The following is a 14,083-nucleotide window of genomic DNA, read 5'->3' as shown; positions in this document are numbered from 1 at the left end:
CCTCATGGATAATCACCCCAAACTCCGGGAAAGATTCTCCCGCATCCTGCAGCGGGAGAGTGAAGCGACCGAGCAACTGCTGGCGCTTCTCAAGCAGGAGTATGCCTTGCTGAAAAGCACCGCCCCGGCAGAGCAACTGGAGGCGCTCAACCAGCAGAAGGAGCAGCAGATCCTCAACGTGGCCCAAGCCGTTGAGGCGCACAACCGGTTACTCCGCGAGTTGGGGCTGAACAACAATGGAGAAGAAACCAGGAAGCTGATCGAGCAGCTGGACGGCTCCGGGCTATTACAACAACAGTGGCAAGCGTTTCTCGAGCAGGTCGATGCCAGTCAGAAGCAGAACGGGATCAACGGCGGGCTGCTCACCCTCAGCCAGCGCCAGGCTGCACAGGGGCTCGATATCCTGCGCGGCATCGGCGAAAACCAGAAGTCCTACGGCCCCAGCGGCGAGTCCCGCAGCCACAGCCACTCGCACTCACTGGGTAAAGCCTGAGACTTCAGGTCGATTCAGTCGAGAATCCTAAGCCCAGTGACCTGAGGCGCGGCAGCTCCTCCGGCCGATCGAGATCCCACAGGGTCGGCAGTTCGCTCCAGCGCCATCCCAGCCGCTCCAGACAGGCCCGCGTCAACTGCGCCACCTGATCACCACCCCACGGTAGGCCATGAAACAGGCATTCGGCACTCCGCTTCAATCCCAACAGCACATACCCCCCGTCCTCCGCCGGGCCGAGCACCGCATCGTCTCCTGATGCAAGCCGCCCGAAGGTATCGGTCAACTGCTGCGGGGTAAGTGCCGGCGCATCGACACCGATCAAAATCACCCGCTGCTGCCGCCTCAACGCTTCCTCACAAGCATATGCCATGCGCTCACCGAGATCCTCTCCCTGCTGCCGGTGGAGCGTCACCCCCGGTAGGCTGGCAAAGTGCTGGAACAGCGGATGCGTGCTGTCTGGGGTGCACCAGAGCTCCACCGCACACGACAGCTCCCGACACACCATCCCGAGCAGCCGCTCCAGCAGCTGTTGGTAGAGCTGGCGCGCACCGTCCGCACCCAGCGCAGGGATCAGGCGGGTCTTCACCTCGCCGGCGACCGGCGCCTTAGCAAAGATCAGTATCGCTTCACCAACCGGCTGCATCTTCAACTCTGACTGGCGCTGATCGATCTGCAGACTATGGCAGCAGCATCAGTCGAGTGCCCCGCCGCAACTGCTGCCCTGCCCCGCGGTGCAACCGTAGCAGTGCTCGGCAATCTGGATCGGCCTGCCGCGCAGATCCGTATCGAGCAGGGTGCTGAGGGTTGGTCTAGGACTATTCTCATCACTGATCGGCATATCGAGCATCTGGTTGAAGTCGCAATCATAGACCCGCCCCTGCCAATCGACACTGATCAGAGAACGACACATCAGCTCTTGCAGGTTGTCTGGGCTAAATGAGGAACGCAGCAGGTCAAGATAAGTGTGAAACTCGCCCTTGGAGTGGAGCAAACTACCAAAGCGCCGGATCGGCATGTTGGTGATGGTGAAGAGTTGATTGAAGCTGATGCCGAAGCGCTCTGCCAACTGCTTGCGATAGTCCGCCTCCAGCGGGCCCTGTGGCGGCGGCAGGCTCGGCCCAAGCGGATTGTAGACCAAGTTGAGTGACAGCCCACTTGCCGGGTCGCCATAACCCAGCTGATTGAGCTGTTTCAGACCGCGAATGCTGGCGTCATAGCTCCCCTTGCCACGCTGACTATCGACATTCTCCTGCAGATAACAGGGCAGAGAGGCAACCACCTCGACCCGGTTGGCGGCCAGAAACTCAGCCAACCCCTCCTGACCCGACTCTTCGAGCACGGTCAGGTTGCAGCGATCGATGACATGCACCCCCATCGCCCGGGCCTTTTCCACCAAGTAGCGAAAATTCGGGTTGAGTTCAGGGGCACCGCCGGTGAGATCCAGGCTCTGCAACTGCTGGCGGGAGAGAAACCGTAACACATCCTCCACCACCCCCCGCTCCATCTGCTCGGTCCTTTGGGGGCCGGCATTGACATGGCAATGCTGGCAGGAGAGGTTGCAACGCAGGCCCAGATTGACCTGCAAGGTCTTCAACTCACCACGCTCGATGGCGGGAAATGTGGTGGGCTGAAGTAGATGGGCCGTATTCAACATGGCAGTTCCGGTTCACAAGTGAAAAAGCTGGAGCCGCGCCCAACCACGACCGGCACGACATATCACAGGAAATACGCAACAAAGCGCCGCCTGGATTCAGGCCGCTATTAGAGAGGAGTGAAAAAAAAACCGCAATAATTACCTGAGCAAGCCTCAATTCCGATGGAATAGAGCACTAGCTCAAGCGACGGCGCTGCCGGAATCTGAATAGGGCATAACCAAATAACAACAGAGGTATCGCCCATTTGAGCAGATAGGCAGCCTTCTCGATGAGATACCACTTCCAGGAATAGCCGGTGTGGCCGCTGGGGTAGATATGGTTATTCTCGGTGGACTGGTAGATCCCCGCCATGTAGGCCACATCCTGACAGGTCTTGGTCTTCAGGGGAGGGCTACAGTTGAGGATCGATGGCGCGTAGTATTCACTGACCAGTTCAGGCTGCTGTTCCAGAGTTCGCAGATCATGCGGGATGACAACCCCGTAGTCAGGATCGAGGATCCACCAGTCGCCGTTGGTGGTCTTAGCGGTCGCCACTACATGCTCTTCCAGTCCAACAATGCTTGACTCGATGCCGTTCTCTTCCAGAATACCGCTAATCACCAGAGCATGCTGAGAGCAGAGCCCGATCCCTCGCTCCACCGCCTTGCGCCAGTCGAAAAACTCATATTGACCGACCCGCTCACTCCAGAGGTATCCCAGCGTCCACAAGATATAGTTTTCCCAAGGCGGCACATGGCCATGGTATCTGTATTTGGCATCATCGCTGTGCCAGAGGTGGGCGATAGAACCATTCACCAGTTGGTTCAGGCGCTTGAAATAGGTTTCGATATCCTCACCGGGTTTGCGATCGGCCTGTGGCAGCATCTCAGCCAGTATCAGCTGTTTGTCACCTTTGAAAGTGGCGCGATTATCGAGCAGCAGATCCGGCTCCTCCATCGTTCTGAATAGCCCGATCAGATTAACCAACAGAAGCAGCGCCCCCAGGACCAGGGCAGCAGTAGCATCGATGCTGAGGCGCTTCATCAATTCATCTCCATTGGGTAGTGAGTCGTGCGGAAAGTAAGGAAACCGAGTTTATCCATTCATGGTGTCTGGTGTGAAACAGCAATCTGGCGGACCTGCCATTCCGTGACGCCGGTCACCCCTCATACAGGCTGGCATCTCCAAGACCGCCGCCCAGTGGTGTTTTCTCCCCCAGATCGATCAGTCGGGGAGATTTCGGCCACGGGTGATTGAGAGCAACCGGCCAGCGCCAGCACTCAGTGATTGCCAGTCGCCAGCCAGCCTGAATCGCGCCAGGGTCGCTGTCGGCATCAGGTTGGCATCCTCCGGCAACACAACCGGCTGATCTGCCAGATAGATCAGCAGATTCTCAAGGCCAGGATTGTGGCCCACCAGCAACACTCGCTCAGTCTTGGCGGGAGTATCGGCCAGCACCTGTAACAGAGCGTTAATGCCCGCCTCATAGATTCGCTCATCGTAGACGATCCGCTCAACCGGCAAGCCCACCGCCTCGCATGTCAGTCGTGCCGTGGCACTGGCACGCTCCGCTGGTGAACTGACAATATGATCTGGACGCAGTCCCTGCTGCCACAGCCAGGCACCGATGCGCTGTGCACCTCGCCGGCCCCGCTTTTTCAGTGGTCGCCTGAAGTCATCAACAGCCCGGCTCCAATCTGATTTGCCATGGCGCATCAACAACAGCTCAAGATGCATGGGAATACCCTCGAAGATGTGCCGTCAGATCCAAATAATCCATACAATCACTGACTAGTTTTATCGCCTCAAAATCCGCATCCAGCGCCAGAAGTTAAGCAGACCCGCTAAAGAGGCGGCCACATAGCTCATGGCACAGGCCCTGAGGATACGCCGCACCGCCAGTTCCTGCTTAGGGTTGATGTAGCCGCCCTTGGTGAGGATCGGCAACGCCTTACCGAAGCTCGCGTCCCACTCCACCGGCAGGGTCACCAGCTGCACAACAACCCCGACACCGATAGTCGCGAGCGCCGCCAACAGCATTAGGGCTCCGACGGCAGGCAGACGGGTGACTGCGGCGATCAGAGGCACACTAAACAGCAGAAACGAGCCGATCTGCTCACTTATCAGTGCAAAACGCACCAGTCGCTCGCGCCAGCGAAAAGGCGGATAATCGCTGGCGTGCTGGATCGCATGGCCCACCTCATGGGCAGCGGTGGCGATCGCCGTGAGAGTGCGCCCATCCAGCTTATCCCCGGTCAGCCTGACCACCCGCTGCACGGGGTCGTAGTGATCCCCCTGGTCGGTCACCTCCACCTTCACGCCGTGCACTTCGAAGCGCTTGAGCAGATGCTGCGCCAACTCCCCGCCATTACCGGGGAAGGGCTCCGATTCCCGATTGTAGTGATTCAAGATACTTTGAACCCACCACTGAGGAAGGTAAACAAGGGCGATCAGCAGCAGAGTCAACAGGAGCAGATGCATTGGTGCCAGCCGAATCCAATCTCAATCAACAAAGCAGGTTCAACCCTAACACCCTTTCGAGGAGGCGATCACACTCTTCGGGAACCAAAACCGCAAATTGCACTCTTACTGTTTAGCTAAAATTCATTATCTACTAATATACTTATTAGTACATTATTTGAGGAGAAAACCATGCTACCCATCCTTTTTGGTCTGATTGCAGCCATGGTGTTCGGCTTGGTCGGTTATTTCACCTACGGTCTGGACGGGATTATCAATCACACCTGGTTTAACCAGGTCTTCTGGTTATTGATCGTGGTCGGTGCCGCCATCTCGCTGCTTGACGAGGTCAACCGTTGCCTCCCCTGCCGGCTACGTAAAAGATTCAACCTCCAGTGGCTCGACCAACTCTGCGCACAGATGCCCTGCAACAGTCAGCTATAAACCAGCCTGGTTGATGGTAGATCGCGAAATCTGGCGCCAGGCAGATATGACTGGACGTTGCTCTGGAACGAAAAAATCGCAGGAAGCAATGTTTCGCGCAAGCTCCGAAGGGGTAAGGCGCAGAGATACGCCGATCAAAGTTGTCACTATGGCTACAACTTGTGTAACAAATCTGCCGGAAGTAGATTCGGACAACCGCAGGCTGGCCCAATGAGCACCGCCCAAGGATGGCGGCGTAGCAGCAAGCACAAGCGTCCCAGAACCTGCACATGGAGGCTTAGCCGCATAAAGGCAGAATGGCCCGTAGCGGCCAAGCCAGAGCCGCGATAGGCAAAACCCGGCGACTTTAGGGAACCACTGAATAAGTCGTGATTGCTTTACGCCAACTAATATCACCCCAATTAATCCCGAAGATCACAACAATAGAGTGGTCATTTCTGCTCATTTCGAAACCAATTGGTACAATTTTATCTCAGCCCAAATCTAACCAGACTTAATCAGCGCTCCCCTAGTCTAACTTACGTCAGCTAAACGGTTCCCCCGCCCCAATTATCAAACATTGAACCGGAAATGGATTATGTCACCGTCTTTGACCTGATAATCCTTGCCTTCTGAACGGAGTTTTCCCGCCTCACGTGCGCCCTGCTCGCCTCTAAATTTGACAAAATCATCGTAGCTGATCACCTCGGCACGTATAAAACCCCGCTCAAAATCTGTGTGGATGACCCCGGCAGCCTGGGGTGCGGATGCATTGGCTGGGATCGTCCAGGCTCGAACCTCTTTTTCACCGGCAGTGAAGTATGTCTCGAGCCCCAGCAACTGGTAACCCGCCCGAACAACGCGGTTCAGACCCGGCTCATCCAATCCCAAATCGGAGAGGAACTCTTCCCTCTCATCCTCTTCAAGCTCCACAATCTCAGCTTCAATGGCGGCACACACAGAAACCACTTCAGCCCCCTCTGCAGAGGCAAGCGTATTCAACGCATCCAGATGCGGGTTGTCTTCAAAGCCATCTTCCGCAACGTTTGCAATATAGAGGATGGGCTTTACGGTCAGCAGGAATAGTTCCCGAATCTCCTGTAATTCATCATCGCTGAGCGCCATAGAACGCACTGATTTACCGTCATACAGATGATCACATATGCGCTCCAACAAGGCCTTGCGGGCAAGCACCTTCTTGTCACCAGTCTTCGCCTGGCGAATCGTCTTGTCCAGCGCCTTTTCCACGGACTCCAGATCAGCCAGCGCCAACTCATTGTTGATCACCTGAACATCGGCAAGTGGATCGATCTTACCCGCCACATGCACCACGTCATCGTTCTCGAAACAGCGCACCACCTGCGCAACCGCGTCTGTCTCACGAATATTGGCAAGAAACTTATTCCCGAGCCCTTCACCTTTGGAAGCGCCTTCAACCAGTCCGGCAATATCGACAAACTGCATGGTAGTCGGAAGCACTGCCTGAGGATTAACGATCCCGGCGATTGCATCAAGGCGCGGATCTGGTAAGGGGACCACTCCCACGTTGGGATCGATAGTACAAAAAGGATAATTTTCGGCCGCAATAGTGGCCTTTGTCAGAGCGTTGAAGAGCGTCGACTTACCCACATTGGGGAGCCCAACGATACCGCATTTAAAACCCATATTCCGGAGCCTCAAAAGGCACAAAGCATACCGGAAATGAGGCCGGACTTTCCAGCAGGGCGCGAGGTTCCCCGCACTATCTCCTGCTTCGACGCTATTTGATCAGAAAAAGCTTGCCGAAGTTGGCAATCTTCAAGATCTCATTGATCGCGTCATTTCCGTTGGCAAGCACCACGCTATCCTTCACCTTTGAGCTGTGCTCACGCAACTGCAACAGCATCCCCATCGCGGAACTATCCATATACTCAGCCTCAGCCAAGTCCACCACAAAGCCCATCTCGCCCTTTGGGTAGGCCTTGTAGGCATTAATAAAATCCTGGTGTTTGGAGAAGTCAAACCGTCCGGATATCTTTATCGTCACACTCGTGCCATCTGATGACTTTGATGTAGTTACCGACATATTTGCCTCACAATCTACGTTCAATTTACTACTTGGCCTGTGGATCCATCTGAAAAAGGTGGCCAAACCCAGCTATTCGCAATATCTCACCAACTGACTGATTAAAACCTATGATTCGGATATTTGAGTTATCACCACCAGAGCGCTCACGTAGCACCAACAACATTCCCAGCGCAGAACTATCTATGTAATCTGCTCCAGACAGATCAATCGTGTAGTGGCTCTTTAACGGATCATTTTTGCCATAAGCCGCACGAAACTCCTGATGACAGGAAAAGTCAAAGCGCCCAGTGACAGTGATTCTGATGCCACTTCCAGCATCGTATGTAGTGCTCGATAGACTCATTCTCTTAATCCCCACATACGCCGCCGCTAAAAAAGCTCCACATCACCCTCACTCATACTCTCCTGATCCACCGGCTTATGGGTGGCCATATCAGCAAACTGCTGTTTGAGCGATTCGCGGACCGTACGGATACTGATGGCAAGTTCCTTCGGAGTCGTTTCCGGGGCACTCACCATCCTATTGATCTCGGTCTGCATTGACTCAAATATATCCTCAATTTTTGAAAAATGTTCTTCACTATAACCGGAAAGCTGGCGCACGATATCCTCAAACTGCAATGACCGCACAGCCGAACCAACCTGGTTATGAATCTCAGAGGACATTGATGAAACTTTAGCCAAATTATCCGCAATGACTTCATTCACTTCTGCAACCTGCCGCATCATTTCATCAACACGTGCTTTTGAGTGAATTGCAAAGCCCATATCTTTTGAAGCCAGGGTTGCAGCTGAGTCCCTAGCCTCCTGAATATTTTCCTTAGAGGTACCTATTACGTTCCTGATCTGATCGTTGAAGCGGTTTGATCTCTGCGAGAGCTTACGCACTTCATCAGCAACAACAGCAAACCCCCGACCTGCCTCACCCGCCCGAGCAGCCTCAATAGCTGCATTCAGCGCCAATAGATTGGTTTGATCGGCGATCACCTTAACATCCGTCAGCAATGAATCCGCATGCTCCATCTCCTTGGACATATCCTCAACACGCTCCACCAACATCATGGTATTGTGGCTAATCGTGACAACGTGCTCGACAAAAAAACGCAGAACTTTGTCCGTCTCACTGGCAAAGTCAGCAAATGTGATCTTTTTGTTACCTTCGCTCTCAATACCGTCTGACACACTCTCTATCAGACCCATTACCAGTTCCAACTGCGCCTGTGATTGTCCATTTATCCCGTTAAAACTCTCTTGCAGTGTTTGGACCGCATCATTGATCAAGGTCTGAATCTGGGCCTGCTCACTTCGCAGCTTGGCAACCTGCTCACTAACTCCAAGTTTAATTTCCCGCGACAAGGCACCCATCTCGCCGATTAATTCACCGCCACCAGCAAGGGCACGAATGCTTTGTTCTCCTTGCGTCAGTTTTTTACGATTTCGGTAATCGAGCAGCCCCCAAATGAGAGTCAGCACTGCCAGCATCAGGACACCAACCCAGCTCACCCCCATTGGCCAAGCGGCCAATACAAATAGGCTAGAAAACACCCAAGGGTGCCAGGGTTTTGCAAAATAGTTGGCCATCTATACCGCCAAATTGATCCGCTCTGCTGCTAGAGTATTAGGTCTGCCTCACTCATTATCGGCGCTTTGGTATGAATCTTGAGAGCGATGCATCTCATGCCCGCAGGTCCGGGCACCTTGAACTATTGTTTGCATAGTTCAGTGAGGCGCATTCCGATCTTTTGCAATGGAAGAACTGCCTCCACATAGCCACGCTTGACCGCTTCTCCAGGCATTCCCCAGACCACGCTGCTCTTCTCATCTTGCGCTATGGTCGGTGCACCGGCCTGCCGCATCTCTCCCATGCCTTCAGCCCCATCATCACCCATTCCTGTTAGCATTACTGCAATTGCATTTGGGCCTGCATTTTGCGCTAGGGAGCGGAACATCACATCTACCGACGGCTTGTGCCTGTTCACCGGAGGACCATCATTCAAGCTGCATATGTACCTCGCCCCATCGCGTCGCACTAAAAGATGGCGATTACCAGGAGAAATATAGACATGTCCGGGCAGAATCTGCTGTCCATTCTGAGCCTCGCAAACAGTAAGTTGGGTAATGCCATTGACGCGACTGGCGAATGCGGCACTAAACGCTTCTGGAATATGCTGTGAAATGACTATGCCAGGAAGGTCTGGCGGAAGATCCCTTAAAACATCCTTGATTGCCTCTGTTCCTCCCGTCGAGGAACCGATCCCGATAATCCTGTCTGTTGTCCTGAAGTGGCTTTTCCCTCCACTCCTGGCAAGAACCGCATCTGCTGACAGCTTATCCGAAGCAGTCAGCGGTGCTTTTGCAACCCGCCTTTCCAGCACCTGCACTTTTGCCCGCGCTGCAGTTTTTACCTTCAAAATTATTTCTTCCGCATAATCAGGCAGCTGCTGTGCAACATCCAGCTTGGGTTTAGAGACAAAATCAACCGCCCCCATCTCAAGCGCCTGCAGCGTCACATCGGCACCCTGTTCTGTAAGCGTGGAAACCATTACTACTGGCATTGGGCGTAGTCGCATCAGATTCCCCAAAAATGTCACTCCATCCATACGCGGCATCTCAATGTCCAGCGTCAAAACATCAGGTGACAATTTTTTTATTTTCTCTCTCGCCTGGTATGGGTCAACTGCGGTGCCAACAATTTGAATACCAGGATCGGCGTCGAGAATCGATGTTAGGAGTTGCCGCACCAAAGCAGAGTCATCCACCACTAAAACTTTGATCATGCCATCCTCTTCTATCTATTCAGGATCCCCAGCCAACAACCTACCAATCGACATCAAAAAAGCTCTACCGCCCCTTCCAGCGGCTCTTGTTCGATATCGTGCTGATATACTTTTTCTCGCTGAACAATTGTATCGTTGTGCATGCGTTTAAGTTTTTTCACTCTAACCCGCCCACTCGCAGGAAAAAACACAACTTTTCTAGGATATATATCTCCCACATCCTCGCTCATCAGTTTCAGCCCTTCCTCCTGAATGTATGACTTCACAAAATCGACATTATTTCCACCCACATTCGATATGTTGCTGATGATTTTCCCTCCACCAAATATCTTTACCGCAAGGTTTGGCCGGTGCCCTCCATGTTTAAGTATGTCATTGATCATGTGCTCCATTGCATAGTTTCCGTAGCGGGTAGCTCCACTGATAATTGCCCCTCCTCCCCAGTTTCCGCTCTCACTAAGAGGCAGCATGAAGTGATTCATTCCGCCAATACCAAAGACTTGATCCCAAACACACGCTGACACACACGAGCCAAGAACTGTAGTAATAATTTCATCTTGCTTTGTAACATAGTATTCGCCAGGCAGAATCTTTGCCGCAGCAGTGGAATGTTGCCTGTCCCAGTAGCGGTTGATCCGTTCAAAGCCAGGAAGTGGCTTGCCTAATTGGTGACGCGACATTTTAGTTCTACCTGATTTTTCTGTATATGGTCTTGCCAATTAACTCGAAACGATCGGTTAACTTAAACAATGACTCAGAATGCCCAATAAACAGATAACCTCCCTCTTTGATGTTGTCCGCAAACCGCTCAACCAATTTGGTTTTTGATACCTTGTCAAAATAGATAATCACGTTCCTACAAAAGATCACATCCTGCGGCTGTTCCAGCCGCCAATCCTCCATCAGATTTAACTGACCAAAGCGGATTAATCCCATGATTTCCGGCTTAAGTCGCACCATCCCACTATTAGCCCCCTTCCCTCGCATGAACCATTTCTGCAGTCGCCTTGAATCAAGACCATCAACACGCTCACCGGAATAGACACCAGATGCTGCTTTCGCAAGGACGTTGGAATCGATATCGGTTGCCAATATCTCCGCATTCCATCCAACATGAGGAGCGAGAGCCTCATGGAGAGTTATTCCAAGGGAATAAGGCTCTTCACCAGTTGAGCAACCTGCCGACCAAATGCGGATCTTCCGTTCGGCAGGCTTATTCTTCACCATTTCTGGGACAATAGTTTTAGAGAGGTATTCGAAATGGTGATTTTCACGGAAGAATGAGGTCAAGTTGGTTGTTACCGCATTAACCAACTCGATCATTTCTTCACCATTCGGATCGTTTCGAATCAGATCACAGTAAGAATCAAAATCCGCCAATCCCAACTTACGCAACCTTCGTGAGAGGCGCGCATAGAACATATTGAACTTGTCGTCGGTAACAACAATGCCCGTCTTCTTGTTCGATATAGAGCGCAGAAAATCGAAGTTCTGCTGAGAAAAAACAAATTCTCGCTCCACCATACTCGACACAACCTCCATACACTGCACCATTGTTTACGGCAAACTTGCACTAGCCTTAAAAAACCGCCGTTTGGCAGCCTGCCCGCCGATCAAAAAAGCTCAATATCATTATCAGGCTCATGCGTTATCCCAACGCCATTAGCCAGCACCTCATCAACAGTTTTCCCTTCAAGCAAAGAATCAAACATTGCCTGTTCTTCACGCATACTGTACTTGGAGCGTATTTTTGTCTGCAGCCCAATCCACTCATTTGGGTTGAATATTCTACTTCCGTCCTCAACCAACTCAGAAAGGGCCGCCAACGCATGACTCACATGTGCCAATCGCTGTGATAGCTTGTCGTAAAATTGGAATGCAATAACACCAGCCTGCATCTTCTCAGAGATCAGACTGCTTTCCTTTTCCACTTCTGCAATTAGCCCCTCATCCTTTCCTGTGTTCTGCAATCGCTCAACTGCCTGGACAATTGAGCTGGAACTTTCAATCATAGAGGTAAATGAATTTGTAAGAGTCTCTACTGAGTCATCTCCCTCTCTCATGGCCACCTCAATCTGTGCCACTGCCAGGTTCAACATCCGAACGGTTTCACGAACCTGACTCCAGTCAAGATCAGGCTGGGTCGCAGTTGAAGGCAGATTGTTGTGCATTGACATCCCCATCTCCCCCTTGCCACTCATTCCGACTTACCCGCCAACTCAATGGCTTGGGCCACCCCCACCAACTTGACAGCATTGACAAGAACTTCTGATGCACTCCCCCAAGAAATTTTCAAGTGTTGCGAGTTTGCTTCTTTGAATATCGCACATAGCAACTGAATGCCTGCGCCATCAATCCGCTCCACACTTCCTCCGTGAAAGGTGAGAGTGCCGCCTGTCGAAAGTGCAGACTTCACTGTATCGTGCAGATTGCTTACTTCCTGTATTGTCAGACTATCTCCAAGATTGATTCCGCCCATCTCATCATCCTCTTGATTAGGCGCAGCCACAGTCAGATCATCATCTGTTGTCCCATGTGCCTCATTGAGGGAGGCCTCGTTTTCATCACAATCGACCTCCTGCGCATCAGAATCCACCGACGCCACCTGTTGTTCTGTGCCGGCCCCAATCTCTGGTACAAAATCAGCTACTGCCCCCCCAGCAACATCAACTGGTACATTTTTGGCATCCAGTTCATCGAAATTAGCAAGCGGATCATGACTCATCACCGACACCTGGGGCCTTTTTTTGGAAGTACTCACATCGTCCTCCTTTCAAGAAGATCGGTTGCCAGAGCCTCGAACTCTTTTGCTGACTGGCTTGATCGGCGATATTCGAATATGGTTCGCCCGACTCCAGGGCACTCTGCCATCACTGCGGCTTCCTTTATGGGGTTTGCCAACACCTGTCCGGGAAAATGGCCAAGCAGTTTGTCGCACACCTCCCTAAATAGCCGCCTGCGAGGATAGACACGACTCATCTCAATCCATTTTTCGTGGGGCTTTTCAAGATATGGCTCAAACCGTTTCAGCGTCATCATCATCTTGGCCAGACCGCTGAGAGAGAGGTAATCACCACTAACCGGGATCAGAACCTCATCAGCAGCAAACATGGCATTCGAGACAAGAATTCCCGCCGATGGTGGACAGTCGAACAGGATAAAGTCTTGATCACTGAACTGACCTTCCAGCGCATTCTTAAGAATACTTGCCCGGGCGGCTCCCCCCCCCTCAACTCTTCCACCTGCTGTAGGTTGTTACCCGCCGACACCAACTGCAATAAATCACGTGTATTTATCACTGCAGATTCCAGTTCTGCCCCGTTTAACAGAACCTGATCCACACCCTCCACAGGTGGCCGAAACATCCCTAGACTGGCTGCGAGCTGGCCTTGTGGATCAAGATCGATAACCGTAACTCGATATCCTTTCAAGGCCAGTGCATGCCCAAGATTGGTAGTAATGGTTGTCTTACCCACTCCCCCTTTCTGGTTGATTACCGCAATACGGCGCATGCTTTTATTTACCTCAGATCAGTCGACGTTTTCTAAGGAGCTCTGAACAAATCACAGACGACAACCTTGCGGTCCATATTTCCCGCTGCTGCGTTTGAAATCTAGGCAATAGACCACTTATTACCTGCGATCTCCGCCTTGCATCGGGAAACTTGACCTCATAATTCTGCTCGCCAAGATTCATCCAGAGGCGCCTAACACCCCTAGATCATCAGGGGAAAACAGCTTATCCACATCCAGAAGGACGACCATTCGCTCGCCCTCTGACACCATCCCTGTAATAAACCGGGTGTTAATATGAGCCCCCAAATCAGGCGCAGATCTCGTCAAACTGTCACTTATATCAAGCACATCTGAGACACCATCCACCACAACCCCGACTATGTTGCTTCCCTCGCCCTGCTCAATAGAAAGCACTATGATCACCGTTGTCGGCGTATACTCGATTTTTTCAAGCTTAAAGCGCGCCCGAAGATCAATGATCGGAACAATGGCGCCACGCAGGTCGAGCACTCCCTTCACATACTCCGGGGTGTCAGGCAAAGCCCTCACCTCTTCCCATCCCTTGATCTCTTGCACACGAAGGATATCCACACCGTAGTGCTCACCACCAAGAGTAAAACTCAGATACTGGCCACTCACCGACTGCGCCACCTCAGTTGAACCAGCCTCACTACCTACCTTCATATCAGCAACCATTTTTAAACCTCATTGCC

Annotated in this window: 17 protein-coding genes and 1 pseudogene; 2 read left to right on the top strand and 16 right to left on the bottom strand. The window is 52.3% G+C overall.

The window, feature by feature from the left end; genetic code table 11:
• Positions 1–4: 4 nt before the first annotated feature.
• Positions 5–493 (top strand): flagellar protein FlgN, encoded by a 489-nt coding sequence (flgN, locus tag L0Y14_RS02355; RefSeq protein WP_005962931.1) that lies wholly within the window; start codon positions 5–7, stop codon positions 491–493.
• A gap of 4 nt (positions 494–497) precedes the next feature.
• On the opposite strand, the gene L0Y14_RS02350 is transcribed toward flgN, so the two are convergent.
• The 5 genes from L0Y14_RS02350 to L0Y14_RS02330 form a co-directional block, all read right to left on the bottom strand.
• Entirely contained in the window at positions 498–1,136 is a 639-nt protein-coding gene (locus L0Y14_RS02350; protein WP_006473585.1) for a TIGR04282 family arsenosugar biosynthesis glycosyltransferase, read from the bottom strand.
• 48 nt (positions 1,137–1,184) lie between these two features.
• Positions 1,185–2,147: an arsenosugar biosynthesis radical SAM (seleno)protein ArsS gene (gene arsS, locus L0Y14_RS02345; protein WP_005962937.1), complete on the bottom strand. Its 963-nt coding sequence runs from the start codon at positions 2,145–2,147 to the stop codon at positions 1,185–1,187.
• Positions 2,148–2,322: 175 nt separating this feature from the next.
• Positions 2,323–3,171 carry a hypothetical protein gene (locus L0Y14_RS02340; protein ID WP_006473584.1) on the bottom strand — a complete coding sequence of 283 codons (849 nt, stop codon included), beginning with the start codon at positions 3,169–3,171 and terminating at the stop codon, positions 2,323–2,325.
• 180 nt (positions 3,172–3,351) lie between these two features.
• On the bottom strand, positions 3,352–3,864 hold the full coding sequence (locus L0Y14_RS02335; RefSeq protein WP_005962943.1) for a SixA phosphatase family protein: 513 nt from the start codon (positions 3,862–3,864) through the stop codon (positions 3,352–3,354).
• A gap of 60 nt (positions 3,865–3,924) precedes the next feature.
• A complete protein-coding gene (locus L0Y14_RS02330) occupies positions 3,925–4,608 on the bottom strand; it encodes a zinc metallopeptidase (RefSeq protein WP_005962946.1) in 684 nt (227 codons plus the stop codon).
• A gap of 171 nt (positions 4,609–4,779) precedes the next feature.
• Between L0Y14_RS02330 and L0Y14_RS02325 the strand changes: the two genes are divergently transcribed.
• Entirely contained in the window at positions 4,780–5,031 is a 252-nt protein-coding gene (locus tag L0Y14_RS02325) for a hypothetical protein (RefSeq protein WP_006473582.1), read from the top strand.
• Between the two features lie 552 nt (positions 5,032–5,583).
• Here L0Y14_RS02325 and ychF read toward each other — a convergent pair.
• The 11 genes and pseudogenes from ychF to L0Y14_RS02270 all read right to left on the bottom strand — a co-directional run bounded on the left by ychF (position 5,584) and on the right by L0Y14_RS02270 (position 14,054).
• Positions 5,584–6,675 carry a redox-regulated ATPase YchF gene (gene ychF / locus L0Y14_RS02320; protein WP_006473581.1) on the bottom strand — a complete coding sequence of 364 codons (1,092 nt, stop codon included), beginning with the start codon at positions 6,673–6,675 and terminating at the stop codon, positions 5,584–5,586.
• A gap of 94 nt (positions 6,676–6,769) precedes the next feature.
• Positions 6,770–7,036 carry an STAS domain-containing protein gene (locus L0Y14_RS02315; RefSeq protein WP_006473580.1) on the bottom strand — a complete coding sequence of 89 codons (267 nt, stop codon included), beginning with the start codon at positions 7,034–7,036 and terminating at the stop codon, positions 6,770–6,772.
• Positions 7,037–7,103: 67 nt separating this feature from the next.
• Positions 7,104–7,421, bottom strand: a complete 318-nt coding sequence (locus L0Y14_RS02310; RefSeq protein ID WP_082626959.1) for an STAS domain-containing protein — start codon at positions 7,419–7,421, stop codon at positions 7,104–7,106.
• A 26-nt stretch (positions 7,422–7,447) separates the two neighbouring features.
• Positions 7,448–8,659 (bottom strand): methyl-accepting chemotaxis protein, encoded by a 1,212-nt coding sequence (locus tag L0Y14_RS16400; RefSeq protein ID WP_270104656.1) that lies wholly within the window; start codon positions 8,657–8,659, stop codon positions 7,448–7,450.
• A gap of 122 nt (positions 8,660–8,781) precedes the next feature.
• Complete coding sequence (locus L0Y14_RS02300) at positions 8,782–9,855, bottom strand: protein-glutamate methylesterase/protein-glutamine glutaminase (RefSeq protein ID WP_006473577.1); 1,074 nt, start codon at positions 9,853–9,855, stop codon at positions 8,782–8,784.
• 53 nt (positions 9,856–9,908) lie between these two features.
• A complete protein-coding gene (gene cheD / locus L0Y14_RS02295; protein WP_039959446.1) occupies positions 9,909–10,535 on the bottom strand; it encodes a chemoreceptor glutamine deamidase CheD in 627 nt (208 codons plus the stop codon).
• A 7-nt stretch (positions 10,536–10,542) separates the two neighbouring features.
• Entirely contained in the window at positions 10,543–11,379 is an 837-nt protein-coding gene (locus L0Y14_RS02290) for a CheR family methyltransferase (protein WP_006473575.1), read from the bottom strand.
• Between the two features lie 89 nt (positions 11,380–11,468).
• Positions 11,469–12,032, bottom strand: a complete 564-nt coding sequence (locus tag L0Y14_RS02285; protein WP_039959459.1) for a hypothetical protein — start codon at positions 12,030–12,032, stop codon at positions 11,469–11,471.
• 20 nt (positions 12,033–12,052) lie between these two features.
• Positions 12,053–12,616, bottom strand: coding sequence for an STAS domain-containing protein (locus L0Y14_RS02280; protein WP_005958596.1), 564 nt, complete (start codon positions 12,614–12,616; stop codon positions 12,053–12,055).
• Positions 12,613–13,367 (bottom strand): annotated as a pseudogene (locus L0Y14_RS16505) (ParA family protein). The gene L0Y14_RS02280 and the pseudogene L0Y14_RS16505 overlap by 4 nt, the downstream one beginning before the upstream one ends.
• Before the next feature lie 180 nt (positions 13,368–13,547).
• Positions 13,548–14,054 carry a chemotaxis protein CheW gene (locus tag L0Y14_RS02270; RefSeq protein WP_010086949.1) on the bottom strand — a complete coding sequence of 169 codons (507 nt, stop codon included), beginning with the start codon at positions 14,052–14,054 and terminating at the stop codon, positions 13,548–13,550.
• Positions 14,055–14,083 lie beyond the last annotated feature (29 nt).

The sequence above is a fragment of the Candidatus Endoriftia persephonae genome (genome assembly GCF_023733635.1).
Taxonomy (GTDB): Bacteria; Pseudomonadota; Gammaproteobacteria; order Chromatiales; family Chromatiaceae; genus Endoriftia; species Endoriftia persephonae.
The sequence above is the reverse complement of the archived record's forward strand: the minus strand, read 5'-3'. Positions and strand labels throughout refer to the sequence as shown.

What these genes read in the sequence shown, in the direction of transcription:
- flgN (WP_005962931.1), top strand. Translation starts at nt 5, where the DNA reads ATGGATAATCACCCCAAACTCCGGGAAAGATTCTCCCGCATCCTGCAG.
- L0Y14_RS02350 (WP_006473585.1), bottom strand. Translation starts at nt 1,136, where the DNA reads ATGCAGCCGGTTGGTGAAGCGATACTGATCTTTGCTAAGGCGCCGGTC.
- arsS (WP_005962937.1), bottom strand. Translation starts at nt 2,147, where the DNA reads ATGTTGAATACGGCCCATCTACTTCAGCCCACCACATTTCCCGCCATC.
- L0Y14_RS02340 (WP_006473584.1), bottom strand. Translation starts at nt 3,171, where the DNA reads ATGAAGCGCCTCAGCATCGATGCTACTGCTGCCCTGGTCCTGGGGGCG.
- L0Y14_RS02335 (WP_005962943.1), bottom strand. Translation starts at nt 3,864, where the DNA reads ATGCATCTTGAGCTGTTGTTGATGCGCCATGGCAAATCAGATTGGAGC.
- L0Y14_RS02330 (WP_005962946.1), bottom strand. Translation starts at nt 4,608, where the DNA reads ATGCATCTGCTCCTGTTGACTCTGCTGCTGATCGCCCTTGTTTACCTT.
- L0Y14_RS02325 (WP_006473582.1), top strand. Translation starts at nt 4,780, where the DNA reads ATGCTACCCATCCTTTTTGGTCTGATTGCAGCCATGGTGTTCGGCTTG.
- ychF (WP_006473581.1), bottom strand. Translation starts at nt 6,675, where the DNA reads ATGGGTTTTAAATGCGGTATCGTTGGGCTCCCCAATGTGGGTAAGTCG.
- L0Y14_RS02310 (WP_082626959.1), bottom strand. Translation starts at nt 7,421, where the DNA reads ATGAGTCTATCGAGCACTACATACGATGCTGGAAGTGGCATCAGAATC.
- L0Y14_RS16400 (WP_270104656.1), bottom strand. Translation starts at nt 8,659, where the DNA reads ATGGCCAACTATTTTGCAAAACCCTGGCACCCTTGGGTGTTTTCTAGC.
- L0Y14_RS02300 (WP_006473577.1), bottom strand. Translation starts at nt 9,855, where the DNA reads ATGATCAAAGTTTTAGTGGTGGATGACTCTGCTTTGGTGCGGCAACTC.
- cheD (WP_039959446.1), bottom strand. Translation starts at nt 10,535, where the DNA reads ATGTCGCGTCACCAATTAGGCAAGCCACTTCCTGGCTTTGAACGGATC.
- L0Y14_RS02290 (WP_006473575.1), bottom strand. Translation starts at nt 11,379, where the DNA reads ATGGTGGAGCGAGAATTTGTTTTTTCTCAGCAGAACTTCGATTTTCTG.
- L0Y14_RS02285 (WP_039959459.1), bottom strand. Translation starts at nt 12,032, where the DNA reads ATGTCAATGCACAACAATCTGCCTTCAACTGCGACCCAGCCTGATCTT.
- L0Y14_RS02270 (WP_010086949.1), bottom strand. Translation starts at nt 14,054, where the DNA reads ATGAAGGTAGGTAGTGAGGCTGGTTCAACTGAGGTGGCGCAGTCGGTG.